This is a genomic window from Oceaniovalibus sp. ACAM 378, assembly GCF_008085915.1.
Taxonomy (GTDB): Bacteria; Pseudomonadota; Alphaproteobacteria; order Rhodobacterales; family Rhodobacteraceae; genus Oceaniglobus.
Map to the genome: position 1 here is coordinate 38,152 of NZ_VSJK01000009.1, position 18,620 is coordinate 56,771.

Consider the following 18,620-nt stretch of genomic DNA (forward strand, 5'->3'; position numbering starts at 1 on the left):
CAAATGAAAACGGATCGGATTGTAAGGCGGCTCTGGTCAGTCGTGTTGGTTGCCGGGATGGGTCTGGCCCCCCTCAGCGTCTCAGCCGAATCCCTGACCGATGCGATGATCGGCGCCTATCGCCACAGCGGACTTCTCGAACAGAACCGCGCCACCCTGCGCGCGGCGGATGAGGACGTGGCACAGGCCATGGCCACCCTGCGCCCGGTGATCAACTATGTCGGGACATTCACCTATAACAACTCGTTTTCGTCGGGACGTGACAGTTCTGACACCACACTCGCGCTCACCATGGAGCAGTTGCTGTACGACTTCGGTACATCGCGTCTGGGCATCGACATTGCCAAGGAATCCGTCCTGGCAACGCGAGAGGCGCTGATCGGCATTGAACAGGATGTTCTGCTGGCCGCGATCACCGCATTTCTGAACGTGCGGCGCGATTCTGCACAGGTGAACCTGCGCAACAGCAACCTGCGTTTGATCGACCGTGAATTGTCCGCCGCCCGTGACCGGTTCGAAGTGGGCGAGGTGACACGCACCGATGTCGCCATCGCCGAATCGCGCCTTGCCGCCGCCCGTTCGGGTCTTGCGCTGGCCAAGGGCAACCTGGAACGTTCGAATGAAGCATACCGCAACGCGGTCGGGCGCTATCCCGGCACGCTGAGCCAGCCGCCGCTCCCGCCGCAAAGTGCGAAAACGCTTGACGACGCCCGCGCTGTCGGGCGCCGCACCCATCCGAATATCCGCCGCTCCATGCGATTGGTCACTGTACAGGAATTGGCGATCGAGCGGGCGATGGCGGGAATGATGCCGCGGATTACCGCCGAAGGCCGGGTCGGCGTGAACGAGAATTTCGACAATGCGTCCTCGATCGGCATCCGTATCGGCGGCCCGATCTATCAGGGCGGGCGGCTCAGTTCCGGCGTGCGCAAGGCGCAGGCGGGGCGTGATGGCGCAAGGGCCGGATTGCACACGACCCAGCATCTGGTCGAACAGAATATCGGCAACGCCTGGGCGCAACTCGCCGTTTCGCGCGCCAGCCTCTCGGCAAGTGACGAACAGGTGCGTGCCTCGACCGTCGCCTTTCGCGGCGTCCAGGAAGAGGCGACGTTGGGCGCCCGGACCACGCTGGACGTGCTGAACGCCGAGCAGGAACTGCTGAACGCCCGTGCGGCGCGGATCACTTCGGATACGGATCAGGTGACCTCGGTCTATACCCTGCTGGCCGCCATGGGCCTGCTGACCGTCGAGCATCTGGGACTTGATATCGTCACCTATGATCCCAACGCCTATTACAACGCTGTGCGTGACGCACCGACCCGTTTTGTCAGCCCGCAGGGCGAGAAACTGGACCGGATCATGAAATCGCTTGGCAAGAAATGATCGGATTCTGCAGATATTCGGTTTCTGCCAAGCCTTCCTAAACCTTTCCGGTGTCTACCAGTTGTGCGCGGACCCGTCTGCGCTTACACTCACTGGTGAGCAGACAGAGGCAGACCAATGTCCGATCCCGTCCAGAACGTTGAGATTGAAGATGTCCTTTCGTCGATCCGGCGATTGGTCACAGTGGATGCCGGGCGCCCTGCGCGTAAGACGGCGCGCGATATCGCAACCGACTCCCTTGCAACCGCGCCTGCGATCAGGCGCGACGACAAGCTGGTCCTGACGGCGGATCTGCGAATTCCCGACGCCGAGGTTGACCCTGCACCGTCTCAGATTGCTTCCGAACCTGCGCAAACCCATGCGACAGAAGATTTTAATACCGACATTGCCGGGGATACGACGGGGCGTCTGACGCTGACCCTTGAGCAGCGGATCGCCGAACTTGAGGCCGCCGTGACAGCCCAAGCCGCCGACTATGAGCCCGACGGGAGCGAGGACACGTCGCAGCACCGCCCCTCGGCGGTTCCGTTGCGGCGCATCATTGTTCAGGAAATTGAGCGGTCCACAGCTTCGTTGGATCCGCATTCCGATGGCGCGGTCGATCTTGAAACCCTTGTCGCCCACAGTATGCAGGCAGGCGTCGAAGAACACGCCCTGCCGCTGGTTGAACCCCGGTCACACCAGACTGACCCGGTGCCACCAACGGCATCTGACGCCGCGCTGGACGTAGCAGACGCGGGAAACTCCGGGTCGACCCTGCCGGAACACCAGTTGTTTATTCACAATCCCACACGCGACCATGGCCCGACCGAGGCCGACGGGTCGGATAGGGCTGCAGAGTCAGATGGGATCGATCTGGCCTCTGACGAAGCTTTGCTCGATGAAGAGGCGCTGCGCGACATGGTGGCGGAAATCGTGCGCGAAGAACTGCAAGGCGCACTGGGCGAGCGGATCACGCGCAATGTGCGCAAACTGGTCCGGCGTGAAATCATGCGTGCAATCTCGATTCGCGATTTCGAATAACGGCTTTGCCGGGCCGGGGCGGCCTTGTTCAACGACTTTTGCGTTGACCGCCGGATCTCTCGAGGCCTGATCAAGAACGTCTAAACGCGCTATCCTGCTCAGATTAAACGCAATATCCGGCTCAGTCGCAGAACCGCGATCCGGGACGATTTGCCCGGGCGGTTGTGGATGTGCATCACGTCTTCGGCGGGCAACGTCAGGCATCTGTGCACGTCTCCCAGAGAAGCCCAGCCGGTGCGCGTCAAATCACCCTCACAGTTGCATATCCGACATGAACGGGGCGAGCGGTGCCCGAACTGGCATGTCTGCGCAAAAGCCGTGAGGCAGCACAGAGCATATCAGACGAACGGGCCGCCAGTTTTTCAAATCGCGGCCACAGCGGCACCCGACAGCGGCAACGAAAAAGCGCCGGCAAGATACACCGGCGCCCGTTCGATCTGAAAGGTTTTTTCAGGCGGCTTCTGCTTGGGCGGCGTTGCGACGCTCGCTTTCTTCGCGTGACAGGGCCACCGACGTGCGGATCCCCTTGGACACGAAATCCATCAGGCCGGTCACAACCCGTTCGTTGGGGTCAATCCCGGCGCAGGACAGCACCTCGCGGCCATCGCGCGACCGTGCCCACCGGGCGATCTGCTCGGGGCCGTTACCATATTTTTTGTCATCGGCGATTGCATCATCCAGCGCAGCCAGAACAACAGCGGCAAAGAGTTTGCGCGCCCGGTTGCCCTGCTCGTGATTGAAAGCAGTTCCGTCAACGAAATCTGACATCTCGTCGTATCCTTATTCTTGCACTTGCATATTCATTCTTGCACTTGCGTTTTCGGCATGACGTCCCTTATGGACGCGATCGAACTGATTCTGTGACACTCATTTCGCATATCGCCTATGCGCCTTGCGCATGGCTCGCGGGTGACCCAACCCTAATTGTGCGGCTTGCCAGTCCTGCCTATGCAAGATATAGGGTTTGCCAAATTCCGATCAACCTTTTGACATGGTTTTGCCACATGCCTAAAATTAACGGTAACGAAATTCGTCCGGGCAATGTGCTCGAACACAACGGTGGTCTTTGGGCCGCTGTAAAGGTGGATCATGTAAAGCCGGGCAAGGGCGGAGCCTTTGCCCAGGTCGAAATGCGTAACCTTCGTAATGGCTCAAAGCTTAACGAACGGTTTCGTTCCGCTGACAAGGTCGAAAAAGTCCGTCTGGATCAGAAAGATCAACAGTTTCTTTACGAATCCGACGGTATGTTGGTGTTCATGGACACTGAAACCTATGAACAAATCGAACTCCCGACCGAACTGTTGGGCGAACGTCGCCCGTTTCTTCAGGACGGTATGACGATCCACATTGAATACTACGACAGCGAGGCGCTGAGCGCGACGCTGCCGCAAAAAGTAACCTGCAGAATTGCCGAGACCGAGCCTGTGGTCAAAGGCCAGACGGCCGCTAACAGTTTCAAACCTGCGATTCTGGACAATGGAATCAAGGTGATGGTGCCGCCTTTCGTCGGGCAGGACGTAGATATCATCGTTAACACCGAGACGATGGAATACGCCGAACGCGCCTGACGCGACGGCGTGACCTACTTTGCGTCAGCGAAGTGTGAGGGAAAGAACAGGATTATCGAGGGGCGCGACTCCGGCAATGTAGGGGCGAACTTGCCGGGTCGGTGGGTTCGCTTTCTGAATTTACGAACGAAACCAACCGAAAGTTGAGCCAAGATTCTAACGCCGCGCCGCGCTCAGGTGTCGAGCGTCAGTTCGGTTTCGCCAGCATGCATCACACCCGTTGCCCGGTTGAACCGCAACCAGGCCAGCGCCCGGTCGCCCGACCTTGTGCCCAAACGGCCCGCCGGTTTTCCATCTGCCAGAATCTCGCTGCCCAACTCAGGCTCTGATCCGCTTGAACCGATGATGCGCACCCGTCCCAATCCCTTTTTCAGATCGATCTTGTGCTTCATCCGTGCGGTGACTTCCTGCCCGACATAGCATCCCTTGCGGAAATCCACACCGTTCAGCGTCTCGAAACCAAATTCCAGGATATAACTGTCGTTTGGAATCAACTCACTGATCGCCTCGGGGATCAGGTGCTGGACCCGTATCGCGTTAAAATCACTGTTGTCTGTGGTGCCATTGCCATACAGCCGCCAACCCAGTGCGGGATGCCGGGGGTCGGCCAATGCGCCCGCGGGGGCGGGGCCCGTCCCTCGATGGAGCCCTATGTCCGCCTCGCTCAGCGTCACCTTGCGGCGCAGGCGATACATGGTCAGGCGTTTGACTAAATCGTCGAAAAGCACGGCAGGGGCATCGAGGAACAGCGTGTCGTCCTGTTCTAACATCATGAAATCGCACAGATACTTGCCCTGCGGCGACAACAGCGCGGAGTATCGCAGATTGCCCGGATCGCTGGGAACGTCGTTGGTGACCAGCCCTTGCAGGAAATCGCGCCGGTCGTCGCCGCCGATGGCCAATATGCGCCTGTTGCTGTCGTTCATTCTGTCTGCTCCTGTGCCAAGGCTTGCCTTTATATAGGATCCGTCAGACATCTTGGCCATGCCCGCACCCCTGACTGTTGTCATTCCCACACTGAACGCCGCCGATGACCTGCCTGCCACCGCCTCGGCGCTGATGCCGGGGGTTGCGGCGGGGCTGATCCGTGCGCTGATCGTGTCTGACGGCGGGTCAGAGGATGGCACACTGGCGCTGGCGGATGCGCTGGGGGCGGTGGTGGTGAGCGGACCGGCAGGGCGGGGCGGTCAGATCCGGCGCGGGGTGGCGGCCGCCGACACCGACTGGGTGCTGATCCTGCACGCCAATACATGGCCTGCGGGCGATTGGGTGGCGGCGCTTACCGCGCATCTGGCGAAACATCCCGACAAGGCCGGTTATTTCCATCTGCGGTTTCGCGCCGAAGGCATCGCACCCCGATTGGTCGAAGGCTGGGCCAACCTGCGCTCACGTCTGTTCAAACTACCCTACGGCGATCAGGGGCTGGTCATTTCGCGCCATGTACTGGCCGAAGTCGGCGGCATGCCTGACCTGCCGATCATGGAAGATGTCGCCCTTGCACGGGTGTTGAGGCGCCGGTTGCGCCCAATGCCCGCCTTGGCGGTGACCAGCGCCGAAAGATACCAACGTGCCGGGTGGCTGCGACGTGGTTCACGCAACTTGCTGACCCTGCTGCGCTATCTTGCAGGGGCATCGCCCAAGGATCTTGCCCGCACCGATCACCTCTGAAGGCGGGATCGGGCGGGGGCAGGATGTTGCGCGGATCGAACCGGTCAGCGCACCATGCCGACGATTTTATAAACATCGCGCAGGATCGGTTCGGCGATGACGCGGGCGCGTTCGGCACCGCGCGAAAGAATCGCGTCGATTTCATCGGGATGCTGCATCAACCGCGCCATTTCCGCCGAGATGGGCGACAGTTTTGCCACAGCCAGATCGGCCAGCATCGGTTTGAACGTGCCAAACTGCTGACCCGCCACTTCGACAATCGCGGCTTCCGAGGTGATATCCTGCAACGCGGCATAGATATTGATCAGGTTTCGCGCCTCGGGCCGGTCGGTCAGACCTTCCAGCGTGTCGGGCAGCGGCTCGGGGTCGGTCTTGGCCTTGCGAATTTTCTTGGCGATGGTGTCGGCGTCGTCGGTCATGTTGATCCGGCTGGCGTCTGAAGGGTCGGATTTGCTCATCTTTTTTGTGCCGTCGCGAAAGCTCATCACCCGGGTGGCGGCGCCTTCGATCACGGGTTCGGTCATCGGAAAGAACTCGACGCCGTAGTCGTGGTTGAACTTGGCCGCGATGTCGCGGGTCAGCTCAAGATGCTGTTTCTGGTCCTCGCCCACGGGAACATGGGTCGCGTGATAGATCAGGATGTCGGCGGCCATCAGCGCGGGATATGCGAACAGGCCCAGCGATGCATTCTGCGTGTTCTTGCCGGCCTTGTCTTTCCACTGGGTCATCCGCTGCATCCAGCCCATGCGCGCGACGGTGTTGAAGATCCACGCCAGTTGCGCATGTTCGGGCACCTGGGATTGGTTGATCAGCACCGATTTTTCCGGATCGACGCCCGAGGCGATGAACCCTGCGCACAACTCGCGGGTGTTCTGACGCAGCGCCGCCGGATCCTGCCAGACGGTGATCGCGTGCAGATCGACCATGCAATAAATCGTCTCGATCGGCGTGCCGTTCAGCCCGCGATCCTGCATGTCGACAAAGCGTTTGATCGCGCCAAGGTAATTGCCAAGATGCAGACCACCCGAGGGCTGGATGCCCGAAAAAACGCGGGGGGTGAAAGTGCTTGATGCCGCGGCTTCGGTCATGATGCGCGCTCCGTCTGGATATTCCGGTTGCGCTCGCTTACCCATGGCACCAATCGCCGTCAAGGAAGGCCCGATATGAACACTGACCGCAACGCGCCCCCGTTCAACCCCATTCCGCCCGTCGTTCTGGGGCTGGCAGTGGCGATCGTACTAATCGAACTTGTTTTTCAGGCCGGAGCGCGCGGATTCGCCGGTGGGGCAGGTGGCGTTGGATGGCGGATCGCCGCGTTCAACGACTATGCCTTTTTGCCCGAGCTGTTCGACCGTGCCATTGCGACCGGTGACTGGGGGAACAACGCGCCGCTGCGGATGGTCAGTTATCTGTTCCTGCATCAGGGCTTCTCGCATCTGATCTTTGTCGTAGTGTTTCTGCTCGCATTGGGGAAATTCGTCGGCGAAATGTTTCATCCGCTGGCGGTTCTGGCGATCTTTTTCGGTGCCGGCGCAGTGGGGGCGGCGACCTATGGACTGGTGCTGGACGATCCCGTGGCGCTGATTGGCGGCTATCCCGGAGTTTATGGCTTGATCGGCGGCTATACCTTTATCCTGTGGACCGGGCTGGGCGCGATGCAGCAGAATCGCGGCAAGGCGTTCATCCTGATCGGGTTCCTGATGGCGTTTCAGCTGTTGTTCGGCTTGCTGTTCGGCGGTGGCAACTACTGGGTGGCGGAATTGGGCGGGTTCGTTGCTGGGTTTCTTCTGTCCTTTGCGGTCAGCCCGGGCGGCGTGGCGCGACTGCTTGGCAAGGTGCGTGAGCGATAACGGCCACTGCAACGACCCGGCCAAGGACATAAGAACGGTGCGTGTGACAGACATGGCGGGTGCATTGGCCCCGCCAGTGCGCTCAGCACCGCAAAGACTCATCTGCGGGCCGAATTGCGCGGCGGGCTGGCGGGTTTGGCCAATCGATTGATCGGTTTTGGCTGAAATCTGGTCTCCGGTTCAACGCTGTTGTCGGTCGGGACCGGGAGAACAGCAGTTTCACTGCGGCCAGGATGCCGCAAACCGATCCGGCGAAAACGCGCGACGACGCGGGCAACGCATTGTATGGTGCGCCCGATCACATAGTAGCGGAGTGCCCCCGATGAACGATCAATCGCCCCCCGACGCCGCAGGTGAACTGGCCCGCAACGTCGCCCGCCCTTTCGATCAGGCGCGGGCAATGCCAAGCAGCGTTTACACGTCAGAAGAATTTCTGGCGCAGGAGCTGTCGGGAATTTTTGCCAAGGAATGGCTGTGTGTGGGTCGGGTGGATCAGTTTGCCAAAGCGGGCGATTATGTGACGACCGAAATCGCCGGACGCCCGATCATGGTGATCCGTGACGGCGACGGCACGCTGCGCGCGCAATCCAACGTCTGCCTGCACCGGATGTCGACCCTGCTGGAAGGCCAGGGAAACGTTCGCTCGGTGGTCTGCCCCTATCACGCCTGGACCTATAATCTGGACGGTACGTTGCGCGGCGCGCCCGGCATGGGGCGCAACGAAGGGTTCAAACGCGGCGACTATTGCCTGCCGCAACTCAGGTGCGAAACATGGCTGGGCTGGGTGCTTGTCTCGCTCAATCCCGACGCCCCGGACCCGCAAAGCCATCTGTCCGAGGTCGAGGCGCTGATCGCACCCTATGGCATGGAAAACTATGCCCAGACATTTCAAGAGCACCATCACTGGAACACCAACTGGAAGGTGCTGGCCGAGAATTTCATGGAGAGTTACCATCTGCCGGTCTGCCATGCGGGCACCATCGGCGGTTTCGTCAAACTGGAAGAAATGGATTGCCCGCCATCCGGGGCAGCGTGGAATTATCACACGATCCTCAAGGATCCGAACGCCCCGCTGACCAACGCCCATCCCGACAACACCACGTTGCAGGGCGACATGCGCCGCACCACCGTACTGCTCACCATCTATCCCGCGCTGATGATCACGCTGACGCCGGGATATTTCTGGTATCTCTCGCTGCGTCCCGACGGACCGGACCATGTGCATATCACTTACGGCGGCGGACTGTCGCCCGATTATGTCAATGATCCCAAGTCACAGGAGCATTTCGCGGCGCTGAAATCACTGTTGGACCGGGTGAATGACGAAGACCGGGGCTGTACCGAAAAAGTGTATCGCGGTTTGTGCTCGGATCTGGCGCGGCCCGGACATCTGAGCCATCTGGAGCGTCCGAACTACGACTTTGCCACCTATATCAATGCCCGGATTCAGGACCGGGCATAGTGATCGCGTTGCGTGGTCGGTGTCATGGGGCGGGGAGCGGTGCGCAATTTGACCACCGCTCCTCGGTTCACCGGTTCAGCAGTTCGGCACGTTGACCGCCAGCCCGCCAAGCGAGGTTTCCTTGTATTTCTCGCTCATGTCCGCGCCGGTCTGGCGCATGGTTTCGATCGCAGCGTCCAGTGGCACCAGATGCGTGCCGTCACCGCGCAGGGCAAGCGATGCCGCCGAGACTGCCTTGATCGTGCCAAGACCGTTCCGTTCGATACAGGGCACCTGAACCAGACCGCGCACCGGATCGCAGGTCATGCCAAGGTGATGTTCCAAAGCGATTTCTGCGGCGTTTTCCACCTGTTCCGGAGTGCCGCCCAGAACCGCGGCCAGACCGGCGGCGGCCATTGCGGCGGCGCTGCCGACCTCGGCCTGACAGCCGGCTTCTGCGCCTGAAATGCTGGCGTTATGCTTGACCAATCCGCCAATGGCGGCGGCGGTCAACAGAAAGTCGGGGATCCGGGCGGGGTTGGCCCCCGGCACATGGTCCAGCCAATACCGGATCGTCGCGGGAATCACCCCCGCCGCGCCGTTGGTCGGCGCGGTGACCACCTGTCCACCGGCGGCGTTTTCCTCGTTCACCGCCATGGCATAGGCGGACATCCAGTCGTTGATCGTGTGCGGTGCCTTTTGGTTCATGCCCCGTTCGGCAATCAGCTCTCGATGAATGCCTGCCGCGCGCCGCCGCACATTCAGCCCGCCGGGCAGAACGCCGTCGGTCTCTAGCCCCCGGTCGACGCAATCGTTCATCACCTGCCAGATCCGCATGATTCCCTTGTCGAGCGTCGCGGCATCCCGACGGGTGAGTTCATTGGCGCGTTTCAACTGGGCGATGCTGCACCCCGTGGTGGCACACATGTCCAGCATCTCGGCTGCCGATTTGAACGCAAACGGAACGGGCGGGCCGTCGTTGGTGTTTTTGCCCGCCGCCAGTTCGGCCTCGGAGAGCACGAAACCACCGCCGATGGAATAATATGTCTCGCGTACGATCACGTCGCCTTGGGCATCGGTGGCCATCAGGATCATCCCGTTGGCGTGACCGGGCAGGGGCGGGCCATAGTCAAAGGTCAGATCGCTGTCGGGGTCGAAGCTCAGGGGGGGCAGACCGTCGGGCAGCACTTTCTTGTCGGCCCGGATGGCCGCAAGCGCGATGTTTGCAGTCTCGGCGTCATAGGTGTCGGGTGCGAATCCGGCGAGCCCCAGGATCACCGCGCGGTCGGTCGCATGGCCAACGCCGGTAAAGGCCAGCGAGCCGTGCAGCGATGCGCGCACCCCATGCGGGGTGAACGGACGGTCGCGCAGCAGGTCGATAAACCGCGCCGCCGCGACCATCGGGCCCATGGTGTGCGATGAGGACGGACCAATGCCGACCTTGAACATTTCGAAGACGGACAGGAACATGGAGCCTCCTTTTGACGCGAACATCACAGCCTATAACCCGCCGGGGAGGCGGCGGCTATGACCCGTCCGGGCGGCAGGCGGGATATTCACCCTGCGGCAGGGAATCCTCAGGGTGCCATTGCCTGGCAGCCGGGCAGGCAAAACTCATCGCCAAACGCAGGGGTAAATTCACTGATCGGCGGCGAAAGGCACTCGCGCCCCGGTGCCGCCATGACTATAAGCCCGCTGAACCCATCCAAGGAGTCAGCCCATGTCAGGCCGCCTTTCCCCGATCGACACAGCGAAATTTGTCGCCGCCAAACGCGCCTGCGACTTTGTCGAGGACGGAATGCGCGTCGGGCTTGGCACCGGATCAACCGCTGCATGGCTGGTGCGGTGCCTTGGCGAAATGGTGCGCGACGACGGGTTGCGGATCACCGGTGTGCCCACATCCACCCGCACCGCCGAACTTGCGCGCAAGGTGGGAATCAAGGTGGTCAGCCTGGACGAGGCAAAGTGGCTGGATGTCACCATCGACGGGACCGATGAATTCGATGACGAACTGAACCTGATAAAGGGCGGCGGTGGTGCCCTGCTGCAGGAAAAGATCGTCGCGACGGCCAGCGACCGGATGGTGGTGATCGCCGACAAAAGCAAACAGGTGTTGACCCTTGGCGCATTCCCGCTGCCGATCGAGGTGGTGCCCTTCGGCTGGCAGACCACCAAGGCGCTGGTGGAGGAGACTCTGGCCGCGCTGGACGTGCTGGGCGATTCCGGCACGCTGCGGCTGAATGGCGAGGCGCCGTTCATCACTGATGAGGGCAATTATATCGTCGATCTGCACCTGAACCGCATCGGCAATGCGCGGCAATTGGCATTGATCCTGAATCAAATCCCGGGAATCGTCGAAAACGGTTTGTTCATCGACATCTGCGATATTGTCGTGATTGGCCACGGCGATGGCCGGGTCGAAGTGAAGGATGTGAACACCGGGGTCAGCACCGAAGACCGGGTGGAATTTGTGGATACCGAGAATCTGTTCCGCGATCTGGGTGAGTGACGGCGCGCCAAACTTCATGCCAGAGGTTGTGCGGGTCGCGAAACCTGCTCTGATCTGGGTGCGGGGTCGGTCCTGTGGGTTGGAATGATCCGCAAACCGGTCCGGTTATGCCCACAATACCCTGCCATCTGCGCGCTGCATCGTCTCTGCCGTCCCCTGTACCTGCCCGGGTCATTCGACATCCACCGCACCGGCGCCGCCGCGTGCTCTGGCTATCTCGCGCCACTTGTGTGATACCCTGCGGCGCAAACTCGGGAACCTGAAAACATGACCTTCGACTTCGACCTTTTTGTGATCGGCGGCGGCTCGGGCGGCGTGCGCGCAGCGCGTATTGCGGCGGCCGAACACGGGGCCAAGGTGGCTCTGGCAGAAGAATTCCGCATGGGCGGCACCTGTGTGATCCGCGGCTGCGTCCCGAAAAAGCTGATGGTATTCGCCAGCAACTTTGCGCAAAGCGTCGAGGATGGCCGTGAATACGGCTGGGACATCCGCCAGAACGGTTTTGACTGGAGCAAGTTCCGCCCAAGGCTGGACACCGAACTTGACCGGCTTGAGGCGGCGTATCGGCGCACCCTCCATAACGCGAATGTAACAGTCTTTGACAGCCGCGCCGTGCTGGACGATGCCCATACCGTCCGGTTGGCCGATGGCTCGGTGAAAACCGCAAAACACATTCTGATCGCCACGGGGGGCCATCCCTTCGTGTTCGATTTCCCCGGCAGCGAACTGGCGATCACCAGCAACGACATATTCCTGCTGGACGAATTGCCGAAATCAATCCTGATTGTCGGTGGCGGTTATATCGCCTGTGAATTCGCCTGTATTCTGAACGGTCTGGGGGTTCAGGTAACACAATACTATCGCGGCGATCAGATCCTGCGCGGCTTCGACGATGAGGTGCGCGGGCATATTTCTGATCTGATCTCCAAGCAGGGCGTCGACCTGCGTCTCAACGCGGACGTCGCCGAAATGCAGCGGAACGAGCATGGAGTCTCTGTGACCGCGACGGATGGCGGGATCCATCAGTTCGGCGCGGCGATGTTTGCAACGGGGCGCATTCCCAACACCTTGGGTCTGGGGCTTGAAGATATCGGCGTCAAGATTGGCAAGCGCGGCGAAATTCAGGTTGATGAATGGTCGCAAACCAGCGTGCCTTCGATCTTTGCCGTGGGCGATGTGACCGACCGGATCAACCTGACACCCGTGGCGATCCGCGAAGGCCACGCCTTTGCCGACACGGTGTTCGGCGGCAATCCGACAAGGGCCGATCACGATCAGGTGCCCGGCGCGGTGTTCACTCAGCCCGAATACGGCTATGTTGGCATGTCCGAGGAAGAAGCACAGAAGGAACACCGGATCGAGGTCTATGCGACCGCCTTCCGCCCCATGCGCGGCGCGTTCATCGGGCGTGACGAAAAAGTGCTGTTCAAGCTGATCGTCGACGCCGACACCGACAGGGTGCTCGGAGTTCATATCGTCGCCGACGGCGCGGGCGAATTGATCCAGCTGGCCGCGATTGCGGTCAAGATGGGCGCCACCAAAAAGGATTTCGACCGCACTGTTGCGGTTCACCCGACGATCGCCGAAGAACTGGTGACGATGCGCACTCCGGTGCGGACAGCTTGATTTCGGCGCAAAGATGCACAGTTACAAATGACACTGACCGACAAGAGGGAAACAACCTTAATGGCCAGCAATAATGGCGGACCCTGGGGCGGCGGCTCCCGCGGGGGCGACGGCGATGGAAACGGCGATGGGAATGGCGGCGACCGTCGGCCCGGCAGCGGACGACGTCCCGGTGAAGGCCCGCAAATGCCCGAGATCGACGAACTCATGAAGAAGGGGCAGGAACATCTCCGTGTCCTGATGGGCGGGCGCGGCGGACGCCGCAACAATGGCGGGGGCTCCGGAGACGGCAGTGGCGGTGGGCCCGCAATGACCCGCGGCACAGTCGGCATCGCGGCGCTGGCGGTCATCGGGCTGTGGGCATTCTCCAGCTTTTACACCGTGAAACCAGAAGAACAGTCAGTTGAATTGTTCCTTGGCAAGTACTCTTCCACGGGTGGGCCGGGTCTGAACTTTGCGCCATGGCCGCTGGTCACCGCCGAAGTGCTGCCGGTGACGCGCGAACAAACGATCCCGATCGGAGTAGGCGGGGCAGGCGGGCGCAATTCCGAGGGCCTGATGCTGACCACTGACGAAAACATCGTCGACATCGACTTTGAAGTTGTGTGGAATATCAGCGATCCGGCGCAATATCTGTTCAACCTGCGTGACCCGCAGCAAACCATCTCTGCTGTGGCCGAATCCGCCATGCGTGAGGTGATTGCGCGTTCCGAACTGGCGCCGATCCTGAACCGCGACCGTGCGCTGATCGCCGATACTGTTCAGCTACTGATCCAGACCACGTTGGACAGCTATAGTTCCGGCGTTAACGTCGTGCGGCTGAACCTCGACAAGGCCGACCCCCCGCGTGAGGTCATCGATGCCTTCCGCGAGGTGCAGGCCGCCGAACAGAAACGCGACACGCTGCAACGTCAGGCCGATGCCTATGCCAACAAGGCGCTTGCCGGTGCACGCGGTGAATCCGCCAGGCTGCTCGAAGAGGCCGAGGCGTACCGCGCTCAGGTTGTCAACGAAGCATCGGGTGAGGCCAGCCGTTTCTCTGCCGTTCTGGCCGAATATACCAAGGCGCCCGAGGTGACGCGCAAGCGTCTTTATCTTGAAACCATGGAAGAAGTGCTGGGCCGCGTCGAGAAGATCATCCTTGACGATACCGCTGGCGGCGGGCAGGGCGTCGTGCCCTATCTGCCCCTGAACGAACTGCGACGGAACACTCCCGCCGCTCCTGCCACCGGAGGCAACTGATGCGCAAAACGACTCTTCTGATCCCGATCATCGTGATCATCGGCGCCGTGCTGGTGTCCTCGGTGTTCATCGTTGACGAACGGCAAAAGGCGCTGGTGCTTCAGTTCGGCCAGATCAAGGCCGTCAAGGAGAACCCCGGTCTGGCGTTCAAGATTCCTCTGATCCAGGACGTCGTGCGGTATGACGACCGGATCCTGTCTATCGACACCGACCCGATCGAGGTGACGCCCTCGGACGACCGGCGGCTCGTGGTCGATGCCTTTGCACGATATCGCATTTCTGATGTGGTGCAGTTCCGTCAGGCCGTTGGTCTGGGAGGCGAACGCGCAGCCGAAGACCGGCTGGAAGGTATCCTGAACCCGCAGATCCGCGCAGTTCTGGGTTCGGAAGGCGTGACTTCGAACACCATCCTGTCGGCTGACCGTTCCATTCTGATGGAGCGGATCACAGCGCAGGCAAGAACCCGTGCAGCACCTCTGGGGCTGGAAGTGATCGACGTACGGCTCAAGCAAACCGCGCTGCCCGAACAGAACCTCGAAGCCACATTCGACCGGATGCGGGCCGAGCGTGAGCGTGAAGCAGCGGACGAAATCGCCCGCGGTGAAGAAGCCGCGCAGCGGGTTCGTGCAACCGCCGACCGGACCGTGGTCGAACTGGTATCCGAGGCAACACGCGACGCCGAAGTAACACGCGGTGAAGCTGACGCCGAGCGGAACGGGATCTTTGCCGAAGCCTTTGGCGCAGATCAGGAATTCTTTGAATTCTATCGCTCGCTCACAGCCTATCAGCGGGCGCTGAAGGCCAACAACTCCACGATGGTCCTGTCGCCGGACAGCGAGTTCTTCAACTATCTGCGGTCCGACAATCCACGCGATATCGACACGACATCGAACCAGACGGCGGCCACCGATACTCCGGCCACCGATAGCCCCGAGGCTGAAGCTCCGGCGGCTGAGTTACCGGTCACCGAGACACCATCTACGCCAGCCCCGGTCGCCCCAACCCCTGAGGAGGGCGCGGATGCGACCGAGGAAGGCGCCGCAGACGCCACGGTCGGACAGTAACCGCCAATGCTGGCCGCCACTCTGACGGCGCTCGGCCTTGTATTATGTCTTGAGGGGCTGGTGTTCGCACTGGCCCCTTCGCGTCTCGAAGATCTGCTGAAGACGCTGGCGGATCTGTCACAAGACAAACGACGTCTGCTGGGGTTGGGCGCTCTGGCACTGGGCGTGGCTCTGATCTGGCTTGCCCGATCGCTTGGCGGTTAGGCAAAAAACGATTCACGACCGGTTCACGTCATGTTGACAGAACGCGATTGGGGTTTGCGTTGCGGCCAGACAGACCTATCTACACATTATGCCCGAGCGGGACAAACGCGCAGACCGGATGTTCCCGCGACACAATGCCTGCTGGAGGAGCAATCGTGAACCAGAGACCACAGATTCCAAAAGGGTCCGGCGTCGCCGTCGCCCGATCCGTTGATGCCCACCATCCGCTGCGCGCCCTCTGGGTGCTGGTGCTTGGTCTGGTGTTGCTGCTGGCGCAAGCCATGTCGGCGAGCGCTCAGGCCACTCCCAAAAGCTTTGCTGATCTGGCTGACAAGATCAGCCCGGCTGTGGTGAACATCACCACGACCACCACAGTCGAGTCGCGCAGCGGGCCAAGCCCGATCGTGCCCGAAGGCTCCCCGTTCGAGGATTTCTTTCGCGAGTTCAATGATCGCAACAACGGCAACCGCAACGGCTCCCCGCGCCGCAGTCAGGCGCTGGGATCTGGTTTCGTGATTTCCGAAGACGGTTATATCGTCACCAACAACCACGTCATCGACGGGGCCGACGAAATCATGATCGAGTTCTTCTCGGGCGGCGAACTTCCCGCCACCGTGATCGGCACCGATCCCAACACCGACATTGCCCTGCTCAAGGTCAAGGGTGACGCAGCGCTTCCCTTTGTGCCCTTCGGCGACAGCGACACCATGCGCGTTGGCGACTGGGTTGTGGCCATGGGCAACCCTCTGGGGCAGGGATTCTCTGTCTCGGCGGGTATCGTCTCGGCGCGTAACCGGGCGCTTTCGGGCACCTATGACGACTATATCCAGACCGACGCGGCGATCAATCGCGGCAACTCGGGCGGCCCGCTGTTCAACCTCGACGGCGAAGTGATCGGCGTGAACACCGCGATCCTGTCTCCGAATGGCGGATCGATCGGCATCGGGTTCGCCATGTCGAGCAAGGTTGTGACCAAGGTTGTCGAACAGCTCAAGGAATTCGGCGAGACCCGGCGCGGCTGGTTGGGTGTGCGGATTCAGGATGTGACATCCGACATCGCCGAATCCATCGGTCTGGAAAAAGCGGCGGGTGCGCTGGTGACAGATGTGCCCGAAGGTCCGGCCATGGTCGCGGGAATGAAGGCCGGTGACGTGATCACCAGTTTCGATGGGGTCGAAGTGGTCGACACCCGCGGTCTTGTACGCACCGTCGGCAACACGAAAGTCGGCAAATCGGTGCGCGTCGTGGTGTACCGCGATGGCAAGACCGAGACGCTGAAGATCACCCTTGGTCGTCGCGAAAACGCGGAAGGCGCCGTGCCTGCTTCGGCCCCGGCCGACGCACCGGTCGAATCCGATGTGTTGGGCCTGACCGTTTCGACGATCACGCCCGAGCTGAGTGAACAGCTGAACCTGTCAGGGCCGAATGACGGTCTGGTGGTCACTGACGTGGCCGAAGACAGCGAAGCCTTTGAAAAGAACATCCGTACCGGTGACATCATCACCGAGGCGGGTCAGCAAAAGGTGAAGGATGTGGGCGATCTGGATGACCGGATTGCCGATGCGCGCGAAGCCGGTCGCAAGTCTATCCTGCTGCTGGTGCGCCGTGCGGGCGAGCCGCGGTTTGTGGCGCTGACGCTGCAATAACACGCGCGCAGTCAATGAATGATAAAAGGCGCCTTTCGAGGCGCCTTTTTTATGGCTCAGCAGTGCTTGCGTGCGTCGCTTGGGTGAGGGTGCAAAGATCAGGGCAGGCGGGGTGGTTGCGGCAGTGCCTCACCGGGGTGGTTGTGGCAGTGCTTCTCCGGGATGATAGACGGCCAGTCCCAGTCGTTTCGCTGCGGCCACCGACAGTGTGCTGCTGGCCAGACCCTCGGGGCGCTGAAACGCCCGCACAGCGGCGCGGGTGGCGCTGTCGACCTGTCCGGTGATTTCGCCCCGGTAATGTCCGCGAACCGCCAGCGCCCGTTGCAGGCTGGCTGTAAACGCGGGGGTCATCGTCTCGGGACACACGGTTTCGAACCAGATCTCGCGCCTGTCCTCGACAATCTTCTGATGCGTTTCTGTGCGAAAGGCGGTCGGGCGCTGGGTCGTGCTGTCCTGCGTGGGGTCGGGCGAGGTGACGATTACCTGCTCGGTCACGGTTTCGATCACCGCCGGGGTGACATCGCGGTCATAGCATGCATCGGGATCGACCTGTGCCGGACGCTCGGCACTGGTGTGGGCAACCATTTCGGGTTCCAGAAATCGCGAGACATCAGGCCGGGATATGGCAACGCACCCCGTGACAAGCACGAGTCCGACCGCCGGGCCAACAAGGGCCGGGATCCTGCGAAATAAGGTCATACGACTGCTCGGCCTCTTGCGGGACGTGCCGGAACCTAGCCCCCGGCAGGGCCGGTGCAAAGAAGTATTACCCCGGATGCCGGCCGTGGGCGGCTTTGTGTTGCTGCGTTGCGTGCTCCGGGCCACAACCGTGGGCCAGTGCCGCCGGGCAAATCATCCGCCATATCGCGATACCGGTGCAGTCGGCTGCCGTGCCATCGGATCAGACCGTCTGTCGCGGCCAAATTGTCCGGGCGGATCACCCGGCCAATTCATCCGGCCAAATTCATCCGGGCAGCAACCGTTCGGGGCGCAACAGATCGTCGAGCATCCAGCTGATATCCTCGATCTCTTCGGCGATCACATGGGTGATTCCGCCTTCGCGCTGCAACCGCCCGGTCACGGCCAGACAGCGCCCGGAGATCACCGCCCGACGAAACCTTTCATACAGCTTCTTCCAGACGATCACGTTGACGACACCGGTTTCATCCTCAAGCGTCAGAAAGATCACGCCCCGGGCGGTTCCGGGACGCTGGCGCACCAGCACCAACCCGGCCACCCGGATACGCGCGCCGTTTGGCGGTTCATCCAGCCGGATATTTGGCAGACAGGACGGCGGGCGGGGCCAGTCATCGGGGATCGGGGCGAATTCGGTCATGGAGTCCACGTTGGATGCATGAGAACAAATATGGAACATTTGCCGCCGCTGTCCAGTGCC

18 protein-coding genes are annotated in these 18,620 nt (G+C 61.3%); 12 read left to right on the top strand and 6 right to left on the bottom strand.

All coding sequences use genetic code 11. The annotated features are described in order from the left end of the window. Window positions 1-3 precede the first annotated feature (3 nt). Both FQ320_RS13395 and FQ320_RS13400 read left to right on the top strand, forming a co-directional pair. Complete coding sequence (locus FQ320_RS13395; RefSeq protein WP_148473060.1) at window positions 4-1,383, top strand: TolC family outer membrane protein; 1,380 nt, start codon at window positions 4-6, stop codon at window positions 1,381-1,383. A gap of 117 nt (window positions 1,384-1,500) precedes the next feature. Beyond that, window positions 1,501-2,406: a hypothetical protein gene (locus FQ320_RS13400; RefSeq protein WP_148473062.1), complete on the top strand. Its 906-nt coding sequence runs from the start codon at window positions 1,501-1,503 to the stop codon at window positions 2,404-2,406. Between the two features lie 450 nt (window positions 2,407-2,856). Here the strand turns inward: FQ320_RS13400 and FQ320_RS13405 are convergent, their stop codons facing one another. Further along, the gene (locus FQ320_RS13405) at window positions 2,857-3,174 is read right to left on the bottom strand and encodes a DUF6280 family protein (RefSeq protein ID WP_148473064.1); all 318 of its coding nucleotides are present in this window, start codon (window positions 3,172-3,174) and stop codon (window positions 2,857-2,859) included. Window positions 3,175-3,410: 236 nt separating this feature from the next. On the opposite strand from FQ320_RS13405, the gene efp reads away from it, so the two are divergent. Beyond that, window positions 3,411-3,974: an elongation factor P gene (gene efp / locus FQ320_RS13410; RefSeq protein WP_148473066.1), complete on the top strand. Its 564-nt coding sequence runs from the start codon at window positions 3,411-3,413 to the stop codon at window positions 3,972-3,974. A 173-nt stretch (window positions 3,975-4,147) separates the two neighbouring features. Here efp and FQ320_RS13415 read toward each other — a convergent pair whose 3' ends face one another. Further along, window positions 4,148-4,900, bottom strand: a complete 753-nt coding sequence (locus tag FQ320_RS13415; RefSeq protein ID WP_148473068.1) for a folate-binding protein YgfZ — start codon at window positions 4,898-4,900, stop codon at window positions 4,148-4,150. A 58-nt stretch (window positions 4,901-4,958) separates the two neighbouring features. Between FQ320_RS13415 and FQ320_RS13420 the strand changes: the two genes are divergently transcribed. Then, window positions 4,959-5,642 carry a glycosyltransferase gene (locus FQ320_RS13420; RefSeq protein ID WP_148473070.1) on the top strand — a complete coding sequence of 228 codons (684 nt, stop codon included), beginning with the start codon at window positions 4,959-4,961 and terminating at the stop codon, window positions 5,640-5,642. Between the two features lie 44 nt (window positions 5,643-5,686). On the opposite strand, the gene trpS is transcribed toward FQ320_RS13420, so the two are convergent. Continuing rightward, entirely contained in the window at window positions 5,687-6,730 is a 1,044-nt protein-coding gene (trpS, locus tag FQ320_RS13425; protein ID WP_148473072.1) for a tryptophan--tRNA ligase, read from the bottom strand. A 75-nt stretch (window positions 6,731-6,805) separates the two neighbouring features. Here trpS and FQ320_RS13430 point away from each other — a divergent pair, with 75 nt between their 5' ends. Then, entirely contained in the window at window positions 6,806-7,492 is a 687-nt protein-coding gene (locus tag FQ320_RS13430; RefSeq protein ID WP_148473074.1) for a rhomboid family intramembrane serine protease, read from the top strand. Window positions 7,493-7,814: 322 nt separating this feature from the next. Next, window positions 7,815-8,954: an aromatic ring-hydroxylating dioxygenase subunit alpha gene (locus FQ320_RS13435; protein ID WP_148473076.1), complete on the top strand. Its 1,140-nt coding sequence runs from the start codon at window positions 7,815-7,817 to the stop codon at window positions 8,952-8,954. 75 nt (window positions 8,955-9,029) lie between these two features. Here FQ320_RS13435 and FQ320_RS13440 read toward each other — a convergent pair whose 3' ends face one another. Beyond that, window positions 9,030-10,403, bottom strand: coding sequence for an L-serine ammonia-lyase (locus FQ320_RS13440; protein ID WP_148473078.1), 1,374 nt, complete (start codon window positions 10,401-10,403; stop codon window positions 9,030-9,032). Window positions 10,404-10,653: 250 nt separating this feature from the next. On the opposite strand from FQ320_RS13440, the gene rpiA reads away from it, so the two are divergent. The 6 genes from rpiA (at window position 10,654) to FQ320_RS13470 (ending at window position 17,224) form a co-directional block, all read left to right on the top strand. Beyond that, a complete protein-coding gene (gene rpiA / locus FQ320_RS13445; RefSeq protein ID WP_148473080.1) occupies window positions 10,654-11,442 on the top strand; it encodes a ribose-5-phosphate isomerase RpiA in 789 nt (262 codons plus the stop codon). Between the two features lie 267 nt (window positions 11,443-11,709). After that, the gene (gene gor / locus FQ320_RS13450; RefSeq protein ID WP_148473082.1) at window positions 11,710-13,068 is read left to right on the top strand and encodes a glutathione-disulfide reductase; all 1,359 of its coding nucleotides are present in this window, start codon (window positions 11,710-11,712) and stop codon (window positions 13,066-13,068) included. A gap of 60 nt (window positions 13,069-13,128) precedes the next feature. Continuing rightward, complete coding sequence (gene hflK / locus FQ320_RS13455; protein ID WP_148473084.1) at window positions 13,129-14,310, top strand: FtsH protease activity modulator HflK; 1,182 nt, start codon at window positions 13,129-13,131, stop codon at window positions 14,308-14,310. Continuing rightward, window positions 14,310-15,374: a protease modulator HflC gene (hflC, locus tag FQ320_RS13460; protein WP_148473086.1), complete on the top strand. Its 1,065-nt coding sequence runs from the start codon at window positions 14,310-14,312 to the stop codon at window positions 15,372-15,374. The genes hflK and hflC overlap by 1 nt, the downstream gene beginning before the upstream one ends. Window positions 15,375-15,380: 6 nt before the next feature. Then, window positions 15,381-15,578 carry a DUF2065 family protein gene (locus FQ320_RS13465; RefSeq protein WP_370513061.1) on the top strand — a complete coding sequence of 66 codons (198 nt, stop codon included), beginning with the start codon at window positions 15,381-15,383 and terminating at the stop codon, window positions 15,576-15,578. A gap of 134 nt (window positions 15,579-15,712) precedes the next feature. Continuing rightward, the gene (locus tag FQ320_RS13470; RefSeq protein WP_148473088.1) at window positions 15,713-17,224 is read left to right on the top strand and encodes a Do family serine endopeptidase; all 1,512 of its coding nucleotides are present in this window, start codon (window positions 15,713-15,715) and stop codon (window positions 17,222-17,224) included. A gap of 129 nt (window positions 17,225-17,353) precedes the next feature. Here the strand turns inward: FQ320_RS13470 and FQ320_RS13475 are convergent, their stop codons facing one another. Beyond that, complete coding sequence (locus FQ320_RS13475; RefSeq protein WP_255509497.1) at window positions 17,354-17,809, bottom strand: peptidoglycan-binding protein; 456 nt, start codon at window positions 17,807-17,809, stop codon at window positions 17,354-17,356. 379 nt (window positions 17,810-18,188) lie between these two features. After that, a complete protein-coding gene (locus FQ320_RS13480; protein ID WP_255509498.1) occupies window positions 18,189-18,560 on the bottom strand; it encodes an OB-fold nucleic acid binding domain-containing protein in 372 nt (123 codons plus the stop codon). Window positions 18,561-18,620: the final 60 nt, after the last annotated feature.